16 protein-coding genes are annotated in these 18,527 nt (G+C 41.9%); 6 read left to right on the top strand and 10 right to left on the bottom strand.

What is annotated here, in order from left to right; genetic code table 11:
- Positions 1 to 93 precede the first annotated feature (93 nt).
- The 6 genes from rsgA to CLI64_RS31665 all read right to left on the bottom strand — a co-directional run bounded on the left by rsgA (position 94) and on the right by CLI64_RS31665 (position 6,248).
- Complete coding sequence (gene rsgA / locus CLI64_RS20945; protein WP_103139019.1) at positions 94 to 1,221, bottom strand: small ribosomal subunit biogenesis GTPase RsgA; 1,128 nt, start codon at positions 1,219 to 1,221, stop codon at positions 94 to 96.
- On the bottom strand, positions 1,221 to 1,475 hold the full coding sequence (locus CLI64_RS20940) for a sulfurtransferase TusA family protein (RefSeq protein ID WP_103139018.1): 255 nt from the start codon (positions 1,473 to 1,475) through the stop codon (positions 1,221 to 1,223). Before CLI64_RS20940 ends, rsgA begins: the two co-directional genes overlap by 1 nt.
- Positions 1,475 to 2,599: a molecular chaperone DnaJ gene (gene dnaJ / locus CLI64_RS20935; protein WP_103139017.1), complete on the bottom strand. Its 1,125-nt coding sequence runs from the start codon at positions 2,597 to 2,599 to the stop codon at positions 1,475 to 1,477. The genes CLI64_RS20940 and dnaJ overlap by 1 nt, the downstream gene beginning before the upstream one ends.
- A gap of 501 nt (positions 2,600 to 3,100) precedes the next feature.
- Complete coding sequence (dnaK, locus tag CLI64_RS20930) at positions 3,101 to 5,062, bottom strand: molecular chaperone DnaK (RefSeq protein WP_103139016.1); 1,962 nt, start codon at positions 5,060 to 5,062, stop codon at positions 3,101 to 3,103.
- Positions 5,063 to 5,313: 251 nt separating this feature from the next.
- Positions 5,314 to 6,060: a nucleotide exchange factor GrpE gene (gene grpE / locus CLI64_RS20925; protein ID WP_103139015.1), complete on the bottom strand. Its 747-nt coding sequence runs from the start codon at positions 6,058 to 6,060 to the stop codon at positions 5,314 to 5,316.
- A 29-nt stretch (positions 6,061 to 6,089) separates the two neighbouring features.
- Positions 6,090 to 6,248, bottom strand: coding sequence for a hypothetical protein (locus tag CLI64_RS31665; RefSeq protein WP_225977404.1), 159 nt, complete (start codon positions 6,246 to 6,248; stop codon positions 6,090 to 6,092).
- A 259-nt stretch (positions 6,249 to 6,507) separates the two neighbouring features.
- Here CLI64_RS31665 and CLI64_RS20920 point away from each other — a divergent pair, with 259 nt between their 5' ends.
- The 6 genes from CLI64_RS20920 (at position 6,508) to galT (ending at position 15,536) form a co-directional block, all read left to right on the top strand.
- Positions 6,508 to 8,520 carry a GspE/PulE family protein gene (locus tag CLI64_RS20920; protein WP_103139014.1) on the top strand — a complete coding sequence of 671 codons (2,013 nt, stop codon included), beginning with the start codon at positions 6,508 to 6,510 and terminating at the stop codon, positions 8,518 to 8,520.
- A 102-nt stretch (positions 8,521 to 8,622) separates the two neighbouring features.
- Positions 8,623 to 9,747, top strand: a complete 1,125-nt coding sequence (locus tag CLI64_RS20915; protein WP_103139013.1) for a type IV pilus twitching motility protein PilT — start codon at positions 8,623 to 8,625, stop codon at positions 9,745 to 9,747.
- 135 nt (positions 9,748 to 9,882) lie between these two features.
- The gene (locus CLI64_RS20910; RefSeq protein ID WP_103139012.1) at positions 9,883 to 11,097 is read left to right on the top strand and encodes a type II secretion system F family protein; all 1,215 of its coding nucleotides are present in this window, start codon (positions 9,883 to 9,885) and stop codon (positions 11,095 to 11,097) included.
- A 38-nt stretch (positions 11,098 to 11,135) separates the two neighbouring features.
- A complete protein-coding gene (locus CLI64_RS20905; RefSeq protein WP_103139011.1) occupies positions 11,136 to 11,693 on the top strand; it encodes a hypothetical protein in 558 nt (185 codons plus the stop codon).
- Positions 11,694 to 12,597: 904 nt separating this feature from the next.
- Positions 12,598 to 14,457 (top strand): glycoside hydrolase family 2 protein, encoded by a 1,860-nt coding sequence (locus CLI64_RS20900; RefSeq protein ID WP_103139010.1) that lies wholly within the window; start codon positions 12,598 to 12,600, stop codon positions 14,455 to 14,457.
- Positions 14,436 to 15,536 (top strand): galactose-1-phosphate uridylyltransferase, encoded by a 1,101-nt coding sequence (gene galT / locus CLI64_RS20895; RefSeq protein WP_103139009.1) that lies wholly within the window; start codon positions 14,436 to 14,438, stop codon positions 15,534 to 15,536. Before CLI64_RS20900 ends, galT begins: the two co-directional genes overlap by 22 nt.
- Positions 15,537 to 15,634: 98 nt before the next feature.
- Here the strand turns inward: galT and CLI64_RS20890 are convergent, their stop codons facing one another.
- The 4 genes from CLI64_RS20890 to CLI64_RS20875 all read right to left on the bottom strand — a co-directional run bounded on the left by CLI64_RS20890 (position 15,635) and on the right by CLI64_RS20875 (position 18,497).
- Entirely contained in the window at positions 15,635 to 16,558 is a 924-nt protein-coding gene (locus CLI64_RS20890; protein ID WP_103139008.1) for a DNA cytosine methyltransferase, read from the bottom strand.
- Positions 16,559 to 16,591: 33 nt separating this feature from the next.
- Positions 16,592 to 17,689 carry a HindVP family restriction endonuclease gene (locus CLI64_RS20885; RefSeq protein WP_103139007.1) on the bottom strand — a complete coding sequence of 366 codons (1,098 nt, stop codon included), beginning with the start codon at positions 17,687 to 17,689 and terminating at the stop codon, positions 16,592 to 16,594.
- 120 nt (positions 17,690 to 17,809) lie between these two features.
- A complete protein-coding gene (locus tag CLI64_RS20880) occupies positions 17,810 to 18,214 on the bottom strand; it encodes a type II toxin-antitoxin system HigA family antitoxin (protein WP_103139006.1) in 405 nt (134 codons plus the stop codon).
- Positions 18,198 to 18,497: a type II toxin-antitoxin system HigB family toxin gene (locus CLI64_RS20875; protein ID WP_103139005.1), complete on the bottom strand. Its 300-nt coding sequence runs from the start codon at positions 18,495 to 18,497 to the stop codon at positions 18,198 to 18,200. The genes CLI64_RS20880 and CLI64_RS20875 overlap by 17 nt, the downstream gene beginning before the upstream one ends.
- Between the last annotated feature and the right edge of the window lie 30 nt (positions 18,498 to 18,527).

Below are 18,527 nucleotides of genomic sequence, written 5' to 3'. Positions count from 1 at the left end.
CAGCAAATTAAATATCAAGAAAGGGAACGGGGAACAGGGAACGGGAAACAGGGGGAGAACCCTATAAATAAATTTAGGGGCTGGGAAATGCTGTTATTCTTCATCATGATATAAATCTTGTAAACCTTGCACTTGAGTGCGTCGGGAAGTTCGACGATATTTTTTACTTTCTAGTTTGGGTTCGTATTGGCTTTGACCTTTGCCTTTGGTTTTGCGCTTTAAGGTCGATTCGGGATCGGCTTGTTGTTGGAGTTGTGTTTGTCTGGCGATCGCTTCTGCTAAAAACTCTAGATAATGTTCATAGCGTTCCCAATCACCCCGCACAGCACAATCTGGTTCATCTCGATGTAAACAATCATTAAATTTACAGTGAGCATGGGCGAGGCTTTCACTGGCTTCAGGGAAGTAATGTACTAATTCTTCGGGACTACAATCTAAATCAGGCTGATTAAAGCCTGGGGTGTCTGCGAGTAAACCGCCGCTAGGTAACTCAAATAATTCTACGTGGCGTGTGGTGTGACGACCACGAGCTAATTTCCCGGAAACTTCGCCCACGCGCAGGTTGATATCGGGAATCAGCGCATTAATTAAGCTCGATTTACCCACGCCAGAAGGGCCAGCCACAACGGTGATTTTTTGGCTGAGATGTTTTGCTACTTCTGCAATATGCGTTTGCTGCTGGACGCTGATAAATAGGGGTTCATATCCCCAACTTAACAGGCGATCGCGAATTGCTGCTTGCTCTGGGGGTGTAACTAAATCGCTTTTATTTAGGCATAACACCACATCTAAACCCGTAGATTCTGCCTTTATTAAAAATCGGCTGAGTTGGTAAGGTTCTAAGGGAGGGTCAGCCACTGCAAAAACCAGCAGGATTTGGTTCGCATTGGCGATTGGTGGTCGGTCTAATTCAGTTTGACGGGGTAAGACCTCCGCGATCGCTCCTCGTTCTCCAGACCAATCTGGCTCTTCTACAATCACGCGATCGCCCACCATCACCTGCTGGCCGATTTTTTTCAACCGAGTCCGACGAGTACATAGGAGGAAGGGGGGATTGGGGATTGGGGATTGGGGACTGGGTACTAGGGAGTCTAAATCAATTTTCTCCCCTGCACCCCTGCACCCCTGCACCCCTGCCTCAAAATCTAGCTGTACCTTGTAGAAATTCGCCTGTACGGCTAACACCGTACCCAAAAACTGTCCAGTAGTACCAACTTTCATTAGGCGTTTACAGGACGGCGAACTAACAAAGAAAAATAGCCAGCACAATCGGTAATTTTTTCTACTTGATAACCGGCCATTGTCAAACTATCGGGGACTTGCTCAATTGGCTCACCAGGGTCTAACCATACCTCCAGCAAAGTACCAGGGGACATTTGCTCCAAACGGAGTTTAGTCCGCACAAAATTAATCGGGCAAGGAGTGCCGCGCAAATCTAGTTGAGCATCAGGAGTTGATAGAGAAGATAACTTCATTACTTAAACAGATTTCCCAAAAAACCTTCTAAACCGCCTTTACCGGTACGGTCTCCCTTAATTTTAGCCAGCTTCTCTAACAATTCTCTCTCCTCTGGTGTCACCTTGGTAGGAATATCAATTAACACCGTTAACAGATGATCCCCACGGCTCACGGGATTACCCAAGCGGGGTACACCACGATTTTCTAATTTCATCACCGTATTGGGTTGAGTCCCGGCCGGGATAATTAACTCTACTGGGCCATCTACCGTGTTAACTTCCAAACGACAGCCCAAAATCGCTTGTAAATAGCTCACCTTAATTTCTGAGAGGATGTTAATGCCATCGCGCTGAAATTCCTCATCCTCATTGACGAACAAATACACGTACAAATCCCCTGGTGGGCCACCGCGTTGACCGGCATCACCTTCTTGGGATATGCGTAAACGTGTACCGTTATCAACACCTGCGGGAATGGTGATTTTCAGTTTTTTGGTAATTTGATTAGTACCTTTACCATCACAGGTATCACACTTATCTTCAATGACCATCCCTGTACCGTTACAGGTGGGACAAGTGGATACTTGAGTAAAACTACCGAAGGGGGTTCTCGTCACACGCCGCACCTGACCAGAACCGCTACAAGTGGAACAAGTGCGGGGGCGAGTTCCAGGTTTTGCACCAGAACCAGCACAGGTTTCACAGGTTTCTAAATGGGAAATGCGAATTTCCTTTTCGCCGCCAAAAACTGCTTCCCGAAAATCTAACTTTAAGTCTAGCCGTAAATCATCGCCTCGCGCTGGCCCGCTACGCCGTCTTTGCGTGGGGCCACCCATACCACCAGCAAAACCACTAAAAATACTTTCAAAGATATCGGCAAAACCGCCCATATCTCCCATATCTTGGAAACCTACACCAGCACCAGAAACTCCTTCAGGCCCAAAGCGATCGTAACGCGCGCGGGTTTCTGGCTCGGATAGGACTTCGTAAGCACGGTTAATTTCTTTAAATCGTTCCTCCGCACCAGATTCTTTGTTCACGTCTGGGTGATACTTCCGGGCGAGACGACGATAAGCCTGTTTGATTTCTTCCTTGTCAGCGTCACGAGAAACGCCAAGAACTTCATAGTAGTCGCGGGCCATATAGCAAAGGTAAAAGTGAGGACGGATAGATAATTAAAGCAGCAGACACCAATAGGGCGGCTGGCTATCAGCTAGGCAGAAGGTAGACGTTAACTTATTTTAATAATTGATTTTACCTTTTACCTTTTACAAAAATCACCAGCAAATAGCAAGTTAAGAGAGCTTTTCTTGATTCAACAAAAGAAAGCTACTGAATCTGAGAGTCAGAGAACAACAGCTGAGATTTGTGACTCACAAACTTGGCTGTCTCTTTTACAATTGTGCTACGTACCATGAAAAAAGCCTGCCCATAAACTAGAGGGGCTAGCCGCACCATCAGGTGTGGAAAACCCCCCTTGCGAGGTATTGGCTATTGGGGATTAGTGATTAGGGATTGGGGGATTGGGAATTAGGGATTGTATTCAATCCGAATATGTTCCGTTAATCTCCGTCAATCTCAAATTTAGAGAACGAGGAGGATCTATATAAAAGGTTTATTACCCAGTCCCCATTCCCCTATCCCTAATCTATCGCTTCATAATCAGCTTGTGCTGTGCTTTCCTCATCAAAATCAAAATTAAATTGCGGGATCAGAGTCCCATTCATCGGATGTTCCATTTCGGGAGGTAACGCATCCCCGGCGATCGCATCTATTGTCTCATCGCCTTGACCGCCTGCGCGTTGGTAGACATCCGCGCCAATTGCAAACAGAGTTTGTTGGAAGTCTTCTAGACACTGTTGAAACTCTTTGAGGGAGATCGCAGGATTTGTCATCACACTCTGAAGTAGAGCGACTTTTTCGTTGGCGAGAACTTTCATCTGCTCCCCAATCAGTTGTCCGTTATCTTTGATAGTCGCTTCATAACTAGACAACAGATTGTCGGCTTGGTTTTTGAGTTCCACCAGTTCTTTGCGTCTTTTATCTTCTTCGGCAAAAACTTCGGCTTCTTGACGCATCCGTTCTATTTCGGTGTTACTCAATCCACCTGTATTGGTAATACGAATGCTCTGTTCTCTACCTGTGCCTTTATCTTGGGCTGCAACCTTGAGGATACCGTTAACATCGATTTCAAAGGATACCTCAATTTGCGGTACACCACGGGGGGCTGGCGGAATTCCGGCTAAGAGGAATTTGCCGAGACTTTTATTATCTCTTGCCATTGCCCGTTCACCTTGGAGGACATGAATTTCTACAGAAGTTTGACCATCCACGGCGGTAGAAAAGACTTGCGATTTGCTGGTGGGAATTGTGGTGTTACGTTCGATGATTTTGGTGAAGACTTCGCCCAAAGTTTCAATTCCCAAAGATAGAGGTGTGACATCCAACAGCAAAAGATTATCAACCTCGCCACCCAAAACACCTGCTTGAATAGCTGCACCCAAAGCTACAGCTTCATCGGGGTTCACGGAACGATCTGGAGTTTTGCCGTTAAAAAATTTAATCAGGGCGTTTTGGACAGCCGGAATGCGAGTAGAACCGCCTACTAGAATAATTTTGTTGATATCTTGGGCTTTGAGGTCAGCATCTTTGAGGGCTTGAATCATTGGTTGGATGGTAGCTTCAATTAAAGATCCCACCAATTCTTCAAATTTAGAGCGGCTCAGTTCCATTTCTAGATGCTTTGGCCCACTTGCATCAGCCGTAATAAAAGGCAAGTTAATGGAGGTACTGACCATACTAGAGAGTTCTATTTTGGCTTTTTCTGCGGCTTCTCGGAGTCGTTGCAGTGCCATTTTATCTTGAGCTAGATCGATGTTGTCTTGTTGTTGGAAGCGTTCAATCATCCAATTGACAATACAACTATCAAAGTCATCACCACCTAATTGATTATTGCCACTGGTAGCTTTGACTTCAAACACCCCATCCCCTAGTTGCAGGATAGAGACATCGAACGTTCCGCCACCTAAGTCAAAAACTAAAATCAGCTGCTCTTGGTCTTGCTTATCTAAGCCAAACGCTAAAGCCGCAGCTGTCGGTTCATTGATAATTCTTAATACTTCTAAACCAGCAATAGTTCCAGCATCTTTAGTGGCTTGTCGTTGAGCATCGGTGAAATATGCTGGTACGGTAATTACGGCTTGCGTGACAGTTTCGCCCAAGAAATTTTCTGCATCTTGCTTGAGTTTTTGCAAAATCATGGCAGATATTTCTTGGGGCGTGAAATTTTTATTGCGAATCTGCACATCAACAGTTTCGTCTCGACCTTTGACACAGTTATAAGGGACGCGATCGCGCTCTGATTCCGTGTCATCCCAACGACGACCGATAAATCTTTTAATACTAAAAACTGTGTTTTCTGCGTTAGTGACAGCTTGGCGTTTGGCTAATTGACCGACCAAGCGATCGCCACTTTTACCAAATCCCACAATACTTGGAGTAGTTCTTCCGCCTTCGGAATTGGCGATGACAATTGGCTGTCCACCTTCTAAAACCGCAACACAACTATTTGTAGTGCCTAAGTCGATTCCAATAACTTTTCCCATATTAAGGTATTTTTACTGACTGCTGTTGCCGTAATGCTACATGCGCGGACAACCTTGAGGCAAAAGACGGAGATTTAGGGGTGCAACGCTGGAGGAATTTAGGAAAGGAAATTTCCGATTATGCCTAATACCAGGTTTTACCAATCTTCAATCGCCAGTTAGTTGCCAGTTCCCAATACCCAACACTGAGCAATGCTCGCCTCCACTATAATCCAGGCACTATTGGTCAGTGAGGCGAGCAAATACAGCAATTAACTGTCGGCTGGACTCGACTGACTTTCTGGTGCAGGTGGTGCATCTTCCTTGGGAGCAGCCACTTTCACCATCGAATGGCGCAAAACGCGATCGCCCAAGTAATATCCGCGCACTAACTCTTCTAACACTGTTCCTTCAGGATGTTCATCCGTAGGTTCGCGCATTACTGCTTCATGAAGGTTGGGATCAAATTCTTGACCTTCGGGACGCATTGGTGATACACCCAGTCGCTTCAGGGAATCTACCAGTTGTTTATAGACACCTTGATAACTTTTATGAATCGTCATCTCACCTTCAGTTTGCGGTTTCAGGTGCGCTCTTGCCCGTTCAAAATTATCAACTACGGGCAGTAACTCCATAATTGTGTTGCGCTTTACCTGCAAATCTAACTCTTCTTTTTCTTTTTGTGTACGTTTACGGTAATTTTCAAAATCAGCCGCAATTCTCATGTATTGCGTACTACGTTCTTCCAGTTGCGCTTTGAGTAAATCAATTTGCTGATTTAATTCTGCCAAGGCGGCTGTTTCGACCTGAATTGTTTCTGGTGCAGCGAAGTTATTTTCTTCTGTGAGTACAGTGTCTCCCGATACATTATTGGGGGCTGCCACTTGCTCAGTAACCTCGCTGCCAGATTCGTGAGAATTGATTGGGGCTTGGGAGTCGCTCATCATTGCTTGATTTACCTCTGTTGATTCACCCAACGGCTGGCTTGTATTGTTGACCTGTTTATTTTCGTCCATCATTATCTAAGTCTACTCATCCCTGGTGTGGTTTACGGTAGAATTTCGCCACAAGTACCAACCATTTTGATCAATGGCTGTACACTCTGGCTGATGTTTGACCGCAATTTCGCCAGAAATGCTTTTACAGTCATCTTATTTTGACAAATGGTGAACAGACCTTCTAGGTGTGAGAAACCGAAATTAGTCAATAGTCAATAGTCAATAGTCATTAGTCATTAGTCAACAGTCATTAGTTTCTCTTCCCTTGTCTCCCCAGTCCCCAGTCCCCATTCCCCAGTCATTCTTCAATTTTGAATTTTGAATTTTGAATTTTGAATTTAGTTAGTCCCCAATCCCCAATCCAGACATTTTAAAGTTTTCACCTGAATTTACTTAGTCTTAATGAAAATTATTTAGCTCAGGTTGGGAATACTCTAAGCAGAGGTTTTCCCTACTCATTGCTCATCTATGACTCAATCCTCTCCGCAACGGCGCAGTACCGCTCTCACGACAAGAACGGAGTTTTCGCCTTTTGGTAGTAAATTAGTACAGTCTGGTTATGTCAATACTGACCAGATGAGGCAAGCGTTGATTGAAAGTCGCAAGTCTGGTAGACCATTGACAGACGTGCTAGAGTCAATCACCGGGCGACAATTATCACCTGAGTTTCTTAGACAATACAAGAAACAACAATTATTTGAACTGAAGATACTATACGGTGTTGAATTCCTTGATCCGGAAGCCAACAATGTCGGCGATACAATGGTGGGTCAACTGATAGAATCCCTGATTCCAGTTGATATCTGCCGTCGTCATCGTTTAGTACCCTTATCAAAAAATGATCAACAAAATCCACCTTACATTCTGGTGGCAATGGTTGATCCAGATAACTTAGAAGCGTCTGATGACCTGAATCGTATCTTGCGCCCCCAAGGTTTAGCACTAAAGCGCATGGTAATCACCCAGGAGGATTATCAGCAACTGATCAATCAATATCTGGATGATTTGGCTGTCCGACAAAAACACATAGAACAAGAAAAATTTACAGATATTAATCAGGATTTAGAAAACCTCAGCAATCTCAACCTGGAAGATGCCCCAGAAGAAATGGAGGCGGATTTAGGGGCGGCGATGAAGGGTGCAGAGGATGCGCCAGTAATTAATCTGGTGAACCGCATTCTGGCGAAAGCTTTGCATGAGAAGGTTTCTGATATCCACATTGAACCCCAAGAAGAGAATTTGCGGATTCGTTTCCGTAAGGACGGGGTGTTGCGGGAGGCTTTTGATCCTCTACCGAAGAAAATCATTCCGGCAGTCACAGCCCGCTTTAAAATCATCTCCAACTTAGATATTGCAGAAAGACGTTTACCTCAAGATGGACGGATTCGCCGGATGTTTGAGGGACGCAAGGTAGACTTTCGGGTAAATACCCTACCCAGTCGCTATGGGGAAAAGGTGTGTCTGCGAATTTTGGATAACTCTTCCACCCAGTTGGGATTGGATAAGTTAATTACTGATCCAGAAACTCTGAATATTGTCAAAGACATGGTCAGTAAGCCTTTCGGATTAATCTTGGTAACGGGGCCGACTGGTTCTGGTAAAACTACTTCGCTGTATTCTGCACTTTCGGAAAAGAACTCTCCTGGTATTAACATCAGTACGGTAGAAGATCCGATTGAGTACAGTTTGCCAGGGATTACTCAAGTCCAGGTAATTCGGGAGAAAGGACTAGATTTCGCCACTGCATTACGGGCGTTTTTGCGACAAGACCCCGATGTGCTGCTGGTGGGGGAAACAAGAGATAAAGAAACAGCCAAAACAGCGATTGAAGCTGCTTTGACTGGTCACTTAGTATTAACTACTTTACACACAAATGATGCTCCTGGCGCGATCGCTCGTTTGGGAGAAATGGGTATTGAACCATTCATGGTGTCAAGTTCTCTAATTGGGGTATTAGCACAACGTCTAGTGCGGCGTGTTTGTTCTGATTGTAAGATTGCCTATACTCCCACACCAGAAGAATTAGCCCGTTATGGGATGTCTGCTTCCCAAGAAGTTAACGTCACCTTCTATAAGGCTAATACTGTACCATCAGAGGCGATCGCGGAAGCTAAAAACAAAAATCAGCTTTGCCCCAGCTGTAACGGTGTCGGCTACAAAGGCCGTTGTGGTGTTTATGAAGTCATGCGGGTGACTGAACAGCTACAAACTTTAATCAACGAAGAAGCACCCACAGAACGCATCAAAGAGGTAGCTGTGGAAGAAGGTATGAAAACCTTGCTGGCTTACAGCTTAGACCTAGTACGCCAAGGTTCTACCACCTTAGAAGAAGTAGAACGGGTGACATTCACAGACACAGGTTTAGAAGCTGAATTAAAAGCTAAACGCAAGAGTGGACTGACCTGTCGCAGTTGTAACGCCGTTTTACAACCAGAATGGCTCGATTGTCCCTACTGTATGACACCTCGGTTTGAAGACTAGTCAAAGAAGGAGAGGAAACACACCAAAGATGTTTCCCCTATACCCTGACACCCTTATACCCCTATACCCTTTTTGCATTTTGAATTGGAGTGCAGCGAACCTATGGAAATGATGATTGAAGACTTGATGGAGCAAATGATTGAAATGGGTGGTTCGGATATGCACTTATCTGCCGGTTTACCACCCTATTTCCGGATCAGTGGTAAGCTCACACCCATTGGAGATAATGTCTTGAGCGCAGAGCAATGCCAAAGACTAATTTTTAGTATGCTCAATAATACCCAGCGCAAAACCCTAGAACAAACCTGGGAATTGGACTGTTCCTATGGTGTCAAGGGTTTAGCTCGTTTTCGGGTAAACGTTTATAAAGAGCGTGGTGCATATGCTGCTTGTTTGCGCGCTCTGAGTTCTAAAATCCCTAATTTTGAGAAATTAGGTTTACCAGATGTAGTCAGAGAAATGTCTGATAAACCCAGAGGGTTAATTTTGGTGACAGGCCCTACAGGTTCTGGTAAAACAACCACTCTAGCGGCAATGATTGATTTAATTAACCGCACTAAAGCCGAACATATCTTAACAGTAGAAGACCCCATTGAATTTGTCTACGAACCAATTAAAAGTTTAGTCCACCAACGGCAATTGGGTGAAGATACTAAGAGTTTTGCTAATGCCTTGAAAGCTGCCCTTCGGGAAGATCCAGATATCATTCTGGTGGGGGAAATGCGGGATTTAGAAACAATTTCTTTGGCAATTTCTGCCGCAGAAACAGGACACTTAGTATTTGGTACATTACACACCAGTTCCGCCGCTCAAACTGTTGACCGGATTATTGACGTTTTTCCCCACGAAAAACAAACCCAAGTACGGGTGCAATTATCGAACTCTTTAGTAGCAGTATTTAGTCAAACCTTAGTACCGAAGAAAAATCCTAAACCGGGTGAATATGGACGGGTAATGGCGCAGGAAATCATGATTGTTACTCCCGCTATTTCTAACTTAATTCGTGAAGGGAAAACATCACAGATTTACTCTGCAATTCAAACAGGTGGTAAATTGGGAATGCAAACTTTAGAAAAAGTTTTAGCAGATTACTACAAAGCAGGCACAATTTCTTTTGAAGCTGCAATGTCTAAAACTTCTAAACCAGATGAAATTCAACGCCTCATTGGTACTGCTCCCCCACAAGCCGCAGCAGGTGCAAAACCCGGTGCTGTCAAAGCACATTAATCTTAGTTATTAGTCATTAGTCATTAGTCATTAGTCATTAGTAAATTTTTTAACTATAGATGATTGACTATTGACTAAAATCTTAATTTTGTAGGCGCAAGCCTTATTGTAAAGTATTTTGAATTTTGAATTATTATGCCAACATTTGTTGCCCGTGTTCGGGATTCACAAGGAAAAACTAGAAGCGAAAAAGTTGTTGCCGAATCTTTGGCAGACGCTCGTACTAATTTGAGAGATAAAGGTTTTGTAGTTCAAGACCTAAAACAGTCAGGTGGTGGTTTTGACCTCCAAAAATTCCAGAATTCTTTTGCGAAAGTCACTGTTAAAGAAAAGGCGGTTTTTTCTCGGCAATTAGCTACCTTAGTAAATGCCGGTGTAGCTATTGTTAGAGGTTTGGGCGTACTAGGTGATCAGTGCGATAATCCTAAAATGAAGCAGGCTCTCATTGATATTAGTAATGATGTTCAAAGTGGCGTGAATCTTTCAGATGCTATGCGTAAGCATCCTGATTGTTTTGATGGATTATATGTCAGTATGATCCAAGCTGGAGAGGTTGGTGGTGTTCTCGATGAAGTTCTCAACCGACTCGCCAAATTATTAGAAGATATGGCTAGGTTACAGAACCAAATTAAGTCGGCTCTGGCTTATCCTATGGTGGTTGGTTTCTTGGCAACTGCTATTTTCGTGGGGATGACTGTATTTTTGATTCCCATTTTTGCGAAAATCTTCCAAGAATTAGGAACAGAACTACCAGCACTGACAGCATTTCTGATGACTTGTAGTCAAATTTTAAGAAGTCTTTGGTCGTTAGTAATTATTGCGTCACTTGTAGGTGTAAGATTTGCTTTCGTACAATACTATAAAACCCGTGTTGGTAAGGAAACTATTGACCGTCTTTCTTTAAAGATGCCTTTGTTTGGTGATTTAATTCAAAAGTCTTCGGTGGCTCGTTTTAGCCGTACATTTGGTTCCTTGACTCGTTCTGGTGTACCGATTTTGACATCATTAGAAATTGTACGGGATACATCAGGTAATCAGGTAGTTGCTAATGCTATTGATGGAGCTAGAGCAGAAATTCAACAAGGGGGTATGATTAGTTTGGCTCTACAGAAAGCAAATGTTTTTCCAGCAATGGCGATTCAAATGATTAGCATTGGCGAAGAAACTGGGGAACTAGATGGGATGTTAATGAAAATTGCTGACTTCTATGAGGATGAAGTTGAGCAAGCAGTAAAAGCATTAACTAGTGTTTTAGAACCAATTATGATTTTGGTTTTAGGGGGTATGGTGGGGACAATCTTGTTAGCTATGTATCTACCCTTATTTAAGGTATTTGAAAAATTGGGATAGTCAAAAATGAATCATGAATTATAAATTTTGAATTGATTATGCCTGTGCAGAAATCTTATTATGAAGCGAGTTTAGCAGAGTATAGCAATCATTTAGCAGCGATCGCATTACTCAAGCAATACCGTCCCTACTTGGAAATGCTCCCTAGTCTGCGCCGTCCACATGAAAGCTTAATCTCTATTCCTCTGCCAATTGTGCGTTTACGCAACACTATGTCTGCAACTACACAGGCTATTCATCTCCCCTGTGATGTGGCAATTTTAATGTGTGATCCTGAGTGGAAGGTGAAAACTGGAGCAGAAATTTTACTGTTTATTCATCGTCCCGATGAAGATTTTTCAGATTTATTAGGACGTTGGCGGCAAACTCAGGTGTTTTTAGATCAAGATTATGAGTGGTTAATGCCCTATCGTCACAGCCATATTTTCAGTGAGGGGGCTAATAGTATATATCCTTTATTTATTCTGTTTAATGAGACTTCAGAACGTATTCAAAGGGGTCTAATAGGTGCAGAATTGCCATTTGTCATTCAAACGCCGACTTTGCAACTTTCTGATGAAAGTCAGGACGAAGAAAGTTTAGAAACGAGGGAATAACAAATTTCACAACCTCATTATGCCAGTTTATTCAATCAATATAGATGCTGACCCAATAATTTAGTAATTGCTAATTTTTTGGGTTTAAAGCCCCCGCTAAATTTTCAATGAGAGTGGTCTACCTTTTGGGAACGCTTTCATACGAACAATCAGTGGGGGCTTGTAGCTTATCTACCATAGGCTACCCGCCCTAAAAGTGCAGAGATGCTGGGTTCAAACAACAGTTGCAGGTATAACCAGACTTACAATATCTCGCCCAACAGATAAGGCCCTGCTTGTTTACAGTATTTTATCAGAAAGCTGTCTTAGAAGGGCGGATCTGTAAACATAATACCAGTGACACCAAACCACCCAGGTAGAGGTAGCAAATCTCCACGACTCAATTTTATTATTCTCCGTCATACTGAATTTTTCAGCTAACAGTATGATATTTTCGGCAGATTCAGCGAATGATTACTTGATACTTTCCCATAATTTATTTTGCGCTATTTTAATAGCTTTTACTAAGATTTATTGACTACCAATTATTACAAAAAACAGATTTTTTAAAGGATTTGAACGAATATCTAATATAGACATTTTTTCTGCCCTAATTTAGAAATCAGGAGATTTATGCTATTCATTATCTAGCTAAATTTAATGCCTTTTTTTGATTTATCCTGGCAAAGATTGATGACGTATGTGTCATAATGTCACGAGTTAATAGCATAGAAACTATTTTTATTGCCTAACACATCTAGTGCTGAAGGTAACATTATCTGCTGCCAAAAAACAATGTAAGTTTCTATAAACAGGCAATAAAGAATCTGGTAAAAACTCATGCTATATCTGGCAATCTAAATATTTTTGTCTAAATTTAACCGATAGCAGGAGTTTAGTAAGTTCTAGATAGGGAGGAAAAGTGATGAGGTTGTTAGATTTGAAAAATCGTGAAGTTGAATTACCTTCTAAAGCTAATAGTAATTTTTGGAATTCAAAAACAATAGGACACCCACGACCACTGTTAAAACGCTCTGGCTGGCAAAGCTTAGATGGTATTTGGAAGTTCGCATTTGATGACGAAGGAAAATGCGTCCAACCCCAGGATCTTAAACATTGGTCTGATCATATAGAAGTTCCTTTTGCCCCTGAATCTATCAAAAGTGGGATTAATGATCAGGGTTTTCATCCTAATTGCTGGTATGAGCGGGAATTTGCCACACCAACTGGTGATGGCAGATTATTGTTACATTTTGGTGCTGTAGATTATCGTGCGCGTGTGTGGGTCAACGATCAATATATAGCCGAGCATGAAGGCGGACATACTTCTTTTAGCCTCGATATTACCCATGCTTTAAACGATAGTGGCACAACGAAGGTAACGGTATGGGCGCAAGATGACCCCCATGACCTCGCTAAACCTCGTGGGAAGCAAGATTGGCAGTTAAAACCCCATAGTATTTGGTATCCCCGCACCACTGGAATTTGGCAGACTGTTTGGTTAGAACGTGTCGGTAAGACTTATCTCGGTCATCTGCGTTGGATGCCTGACTGTGAACGTTGGGAAATAGGCTTTGAAGCTGGACTAGCTGGTGATGTACCAACTGCGGGTGTACAAATCAAAGTGAAATTAAGCGTTGATGGACTGGTGTTAGCTAGTGATACCTACGAGGTATTCAGTGGGGAAATTAGTCGTCGGATTGCTTTAGGTGATCCAGGTATTGACGACTGTCGCAATGAATTGCTGTGGAGTCCAGAAAAGCCGACGCTGATTGATGCGGAAATTCAGCTATGGTACAAAGACCAGTTGCTAGATAATGTGCAGTCTTATACAGCTATGCGGACTGTGAGTATTCAGCGCGATCGCTTTATGCTCAATGGTCGCCCCTACTATCTGAGGCTAGTTCTCGACCAAGGCTATTGGCCTGATACCTTAATGACTCCACCCAACGACGAAGCTTTACGACGTGATGTAGAACTCGTCAAAGCTATGGGTTTTAACGGAGTCCGCAAACACCAAAAAATTGAAGACCCCCGCTTTTTATATTGGGCAGATGTTTTAGGGTTGTTAGTATGGGAAGAGATGCCTAGTGCTTACCGTTTTACGCCGACAGCCGTAGAACGCACAACCCGCGAGTGGACTGAGGTAATCAAACGCGATGTTAGTCATCCATGTATTGTGGCTTGGGTTCCGTTTAATGAATCTTGGGGAGTGCCAAATTTAGTAGAGACGGCGGCTCATCGTAACTACGTCTTAGCAATGTACCACTTGACCAAAACCCTTGACCCAACGCGTCCAGTCATTGGTAACGATGGTTGGGAAAGTACAGATACAGATATTCTTGCTATCCATGACTATGATCGCCAGCCTGAACGATTAGCCCATCGTTATCGCCCGGATATTAAGATATCGGATTTATTTGAGCGTAGCCGTCCAGGCGGACGCATCCTCACCCTCGATAACTACCCCCATCAAGGACAACCAGTCATGTTAACGGAATTTGGTGGGATTGCTTATGTACCACTTGACCAACCTGATGCAGATAAAGCCTGGGGATATGAAAACTGCTCAAATATCTCCGAATTAGAACAGAAATATGCGGCTTTGCTGGAAACAGTGAATGATATTGAGCTATTTAGCGGCTTCTGTTACACCCAATTCACAGATACCTTCCAAGAAGCTAACGGTTTATTATACGGCGATCGCACACCGAAATTTCCCATTGAAACCATCCGTGCTGCTACCCTCTCAGGACAAGGATTATGTACTCCCACCAGCTGTTAAAGCCCGACGGACGAAAGTTAACTTTATATAGTCGCTATCCCATTGGCAATCAGCTAGAAGCTACTAGCCCTAGTAACGAGCCAGTGCAAGCTAATCCGCATCTGCGCTGGCATCCCTTGCGGGGTGAATGGGTGGCTTATGCTAGTCACCGTCAAGGGCGGACATTCATGCCGCCTCCAGAATATAACCCCCTCGCGCCAACCATCGACCCCAACTTTCCTACCGAATTACCCCAAGGTAGGTATGATGTGGCGGTATTCGATAACCGCTTCCCCTCGATGATTCCCACAGCCCAGAATCCACCTCACACCATCGTGGAGACTCTACCCGCTAATGGAGCTTGTGAGGTAGTGGTTTTTACTCAAAATGCTAGTGCTTCCCTCAGTTCCCTAGAATTGTCGCACCTAGATTTACTATTGGAAGTGTGGGGCGATCGCACTCGCGAACTGGGCGAAAATCCTCAAATACAGTACGTTCTGCCCTTTGAGAATAAAGGTGTAGAAGTGGGTGTAACATTGCACCATCCCCACGGGCAAATTTACGCTTATCCCTTTATACCGCCCGTGCCTGCGCGGATGTCAGCCATGCAGCAGAAGTATTATCAGGAACATCAAAGAGGTTTACTGCAAGATTTGATTCAACAAGAGATTGCTGACAACCAAAGGATTATATATCAGGATGAAGATGCGATCGCCTTTGTCCCTGTGTGTGCGCGTTATCCCTATGAAGTCTGGGTTGCACCAATTCAGCCAGTAAGCAGTTTTATGAAACTTAGTCCAAAACAACGCTTGGGACTGGCTAAGGCATTGAAAACCGTCACCCTCAAGTATGACGGCTTGTGGAATCGCCCGTTTCCTTACCTCATGGCTTGGTTTCAAGCACCCACGGACGGTTCAGCACATCCTGAAGCACATTTACACGCGCAGTTTTACCCCCCATATCGCACCAGTGACAAGCTGAAGTATTTGGCGGGAACAGAACTTGCAGCCGGGATGTTTGCGAATGATGCTTTACCAGAGGAGAAGGCCAAGGAGTTACAAGCGGTGAGCGTAAATTTGCAAATGCCAATTTCTGCATAATGGGAAAATAGGCGCATTATTATCAAATGCGCCTCACAATAAATTAAGTAGAGATTGATATATCAAGTCTCTACATTTAGGAGTAAAGTGTAGGTTCGTCAAGAAACCGTATGAAGTGAAACTTGAAGAGAAGAATCTTGTATATATTGAAGGATAGAACGAGCTACATATTCAGCTAATTTGACCGGAACAGCATTACCAATCATCTGTTCTAAATCTGATTTATTACCCTGAAACTTAAACGTTTTTGGAAATGTTTGAATATAACTTCTTTCAATTGTAGAAAGAGGTCTTAATTTCTCATTAACATCACAAGCATCTCCTTCATGCTTTTTATATGTTTTGGGAATAGGACGGTTTACTCCCCGAACTGTTGGACTAGGTTCATATATGCTGAATATAGCCCTTCTTTTATAACTTCTTGGATGACGATAAAAATACTCAATACCTAAATCATAACCTAGATAATCAAAAACAGTCATAGGCTTCTTAGATAGATGTTTTATGAGATAAGTGCTGAGGGCATTATCTTTCCCATGAAGTTGACCAATTAAAAAGTAACGTTTTCTAGCTTGTGGAACTCCACAGTAGCTTGCATTTAATATTGAATAAGTTAAACCATATCCAGCTTCTTTGAATATTTCTAAGGCTATTGTTAAAATTTGACTTTTAGTAATTCTATCTACATTTTCCATCACGAACCAATTAGGCTTGATTTGCGAAATAATCTTGGCAAACACAATCGTTAAATCGGCTCTACCAAGATTCTCATCTCGTTTCCCTGCACTTGAGAAATCTTGGCATGGAGGGCCGCCAATAATTATTTCTGGATTAAAACTGGAAATTATTCTACATACATCTTCTTGGAAAATGTCTTTCTCAAAAATAGGATGATGAAAGTTTTGTCTATATACTTCAACTGCTGGAAGCCAATTATCAAAAGCTGCTAATAAATTAAAACCAGCATTTTGAAATCCCAGGGACAAACCTCCACAACCTGCAAATAAATCTACTGTTTTCATTTCTGCTCTGCTAACTTGAGCTTTGTAAATTTACTAATCAAATATATCTGGTGAGTTAAATATTATAGCATCAAACCTTCTTTCTGGACTCAAGAGATTCTGACCACCACCTAAAATAATTCTTTTAATGTCTTGTTTTGTAATTCTAGGTTGTCTTAAAGCTGCCGATGTCATGTAAGCATGAGTAACTCTACCACTTACGGCAAATGCTTTATCATTTTTCGTATTATAAGAAAGGCTGTCTATAATTCTTCCATGATTAAAATAACCATTAATACTAAAGTCAGATAGCATTTTAAACAGCCAAATAATTGTTCGAGTATGCCTAGCAATATTTCTGATTCTTCCGTATGTATTAATTTCTATTTTTGCTAAATCTATAAATAATCTAGTAAAAGCTAGATTACTCCACACAAAAACATCTAAGCAGTTATCTACTAATCTTGGTGATTTACCTTCCGTTTTCCAGATAGGCTGCATTAAAAAAGGCTTTTGTACATCTATAAGTGAAAGTGCGATCGCATCTATACAGTCAATCATATCTGGAATTAAAGGTATTACAGAAATTGCTTCTGTCCAGTCAGTAATGTTTACCAGCTTTTCCGTAAATGCACCTGCGATAGTAGACGGGTTGAGTCTAAAGTTTTCTACAATACTACAAGCTAAATAAACTATAGTATCTGGTCTGACTACAATTTCACAACCATAATAATCTTCGGCAAATTCACAAGTTGTATTATCGGGTAAAGCCGTTAATTTAATCTCAATTGGCTGTAAGCAAGAACCTGAATCTCTTGCTTGGGTAACGAGATCAACACCTGGAAGATTTCCGATTAAATATTGTTGATATGGTGTAAACTGCGTTTCAAACGCATAGAAAAGATTATCGGAGTTTGGGTCGATTCCGTAGAAGTTTTCTGTACTAATGCTTGAATGCTCAACTTTGAGGTTTGAGTTTAGCTTAATGTATACATTCTCTAGATTTAAACTATATAAATAAGAGCAAAGAGAAGCCGGAAATGAAGAATTAAAACAGTTTTTGCCCCAAGCTTCTTTTTGGGTGAAATCTCGGTTTGAGTGTATTAAACCAAATAATCCAGGCTGCCGATATGGTACATTTTTTAATAACACAGGTTGTCACAATTAGAAATTAATTAGCTAGTTAGTAATAAGTATTATTATACTTCCAATAAGTATAGTATGTCAGCTATTTCTTGCACATAAAAACATATGCTCTGCCTGTGCTGTAACTCAGGGAATTGTAAATAAACTTGCTTCCACATGAAAAAAGTCTCCCAGTTTTTGCGCTAATTCTGGAGTTATCTTTTGATTACCGTTTAAAATATTATCAACCAAATTTTCTGAATCTAAAACAGCTTGTAAATCGGCTTTGGTTTTGTCAGATTGTTCTAAAAGAAATAACAGCATAGATTGGGGGTTATTTGGTTGTTCAGGTTGATAATATTCTTGTTCAAATTTTTCAATTAAAGTTATTAATAATTGATAGAGTTCATTTTCTTCAGAAGTGCGTTCACGGTGCATTAAATCTTCAACAATAGCTAATGCTTGTTCGTTTTCTGATTCAGTCTTGATTAGTTTGGGGAGATAAGCCGTTAATAGTTCTTTGTACTTTTCTGGATTAAAAGTGAGGGTCATTTGTCCAATTATCCTTATCGTATTCTGCGTGAGTGAGGATATATTTAATATAAATTAATTGACCTTCATAATCTATACTAACAATTAAGCGGTATTTATTGCCTTTAATATTGAAAACTGTAAAATTACCTACAGCCTCAGCTTGAGGAAAAATTTGCTGTAATTCAACCAAGTTTGACCATTTAGCTTTACTAGCAATTTTATACCAGTTATTCAGTGCTTCCTGAGAATCAGCGTGATTTTCTGCATATTCTCTTAGAATTTTAAAACTAATAACGTGCATCTCCTGATGAAAAAATTAGCAATTAGATAT

It is taken from the genome of Nostoc sp. CENA543, assembly GCF_002896875.1.
Classification (GTDB): domain Bacteria; phylum Cyanobacteriota; class Cyanobacteriia; order Cyanobacteriales; family Nostocaceae; genus Trichormus.
Note: the sequence above shows the minus strand (reverse complement) of the source record. Positions and strands in the feature narration are given on the sequence as shown.

Excerpts from the sequence above, each read along its gene's own strand:
- CLI64_RS20940 (WP_103139018.1), bottom strand. The coding sequence starts at position 1,475 with ATGAAGTTATCTTCTCTATCAACTCCTGATGCTCAACTAGATTTGCGC.
- grpE (WP_103139015.1), bottom strand. The coding sequence starts at position 6,060 with ATGATGGACGAAAATAAACAGGTCAACAATACAAGCCAGCCGTTGGGT.
- galT (WP_103139009.1), top strand. The coding sequence starts at position 14,436 with ATGTACTCCCACCAGCTGTTAAAGCCCGACGGACGAAAGTTAACTTTA.
- dnaJ (WP_103139017.1), bottom strand. The coding sequence starts at position 2,599 with ATGGCCCGCGACTACTATGAAGTTCTTGGCGTTTCTCGTGACGCTGAC.
- CLI64_RS20890 (WP_103139008.1), bottom strand. The coding sequence starts at position 16,558 with ATGAAAACAGTAGATTTATTTGCAGGTTGTGGAGGTTTGTCCCTGGGA.
- CLI64_RS20900 (WP_103139010.1), top strand. The coding sequence starts at position 12,598 with ATGAGGTTGTTAGATTTGAAAAATCGTGAAGTTGAATTACCTTCTAAA.
- rsgA (WP_103139019.1), bottom strand. The coding sequence starts at position 1,221 with ATGAAAGTTGGTACTACTGGACAGTTTTTGGGTACGGTGTTAGCCGTA.
- CLI64_RS20920 (WP_103139014.1), top strand. The coding sequence starts at position 6,508 with ATGACTCAATCCTCTCCGCAACGGCGCAGTACCGCTCTCACGACAAGA.
- CLI64_RS20875 (WP_103139005.1), bottom strand. The coding sequence starts at position 18,497 with ATGCACGTTATTAGTTTTAAAATTCTAAGAGAATATGCAGAAAATCAC.
- CLI64_RS20905 (WP_103139011.1), top strand. The coding sequence starts at position 11,136 with ATGCCTGTGCAGAAATCTTATTATGAAGCGAGTTTAGCAGAGTATAGC.
- dnaK (WP_103139016.1), bottom strand. The coding sequence starts at position 5,062 with ATGGGAAAAGTTATTGGAATCGACTTAGGCACTACAAATAGTTGTGTT.
- CLI64_RS20910 (WP_103139012.1), top strand. The coding sequence starts at position 9,883 with ATGCCAACATTTGTTGCCCGTGTTCGGGATTCACAAGGAAAAACTAGA.
- CLI64_RS20915 (WP_103139013.1), top strand. The coding sequence starts at position 8,623 with ATGGAAATGATGATTGAAGACTTGATGGAGCAAATGATTGAAATGGGT.
- CLI64_RS20880 (WP_103139006.1), bottom strand. The coding sequence starts at position 18,214 with ATGACCCTCACTTTTAATCCAGAAAAGTACAAAGAACTATTAACGGCT.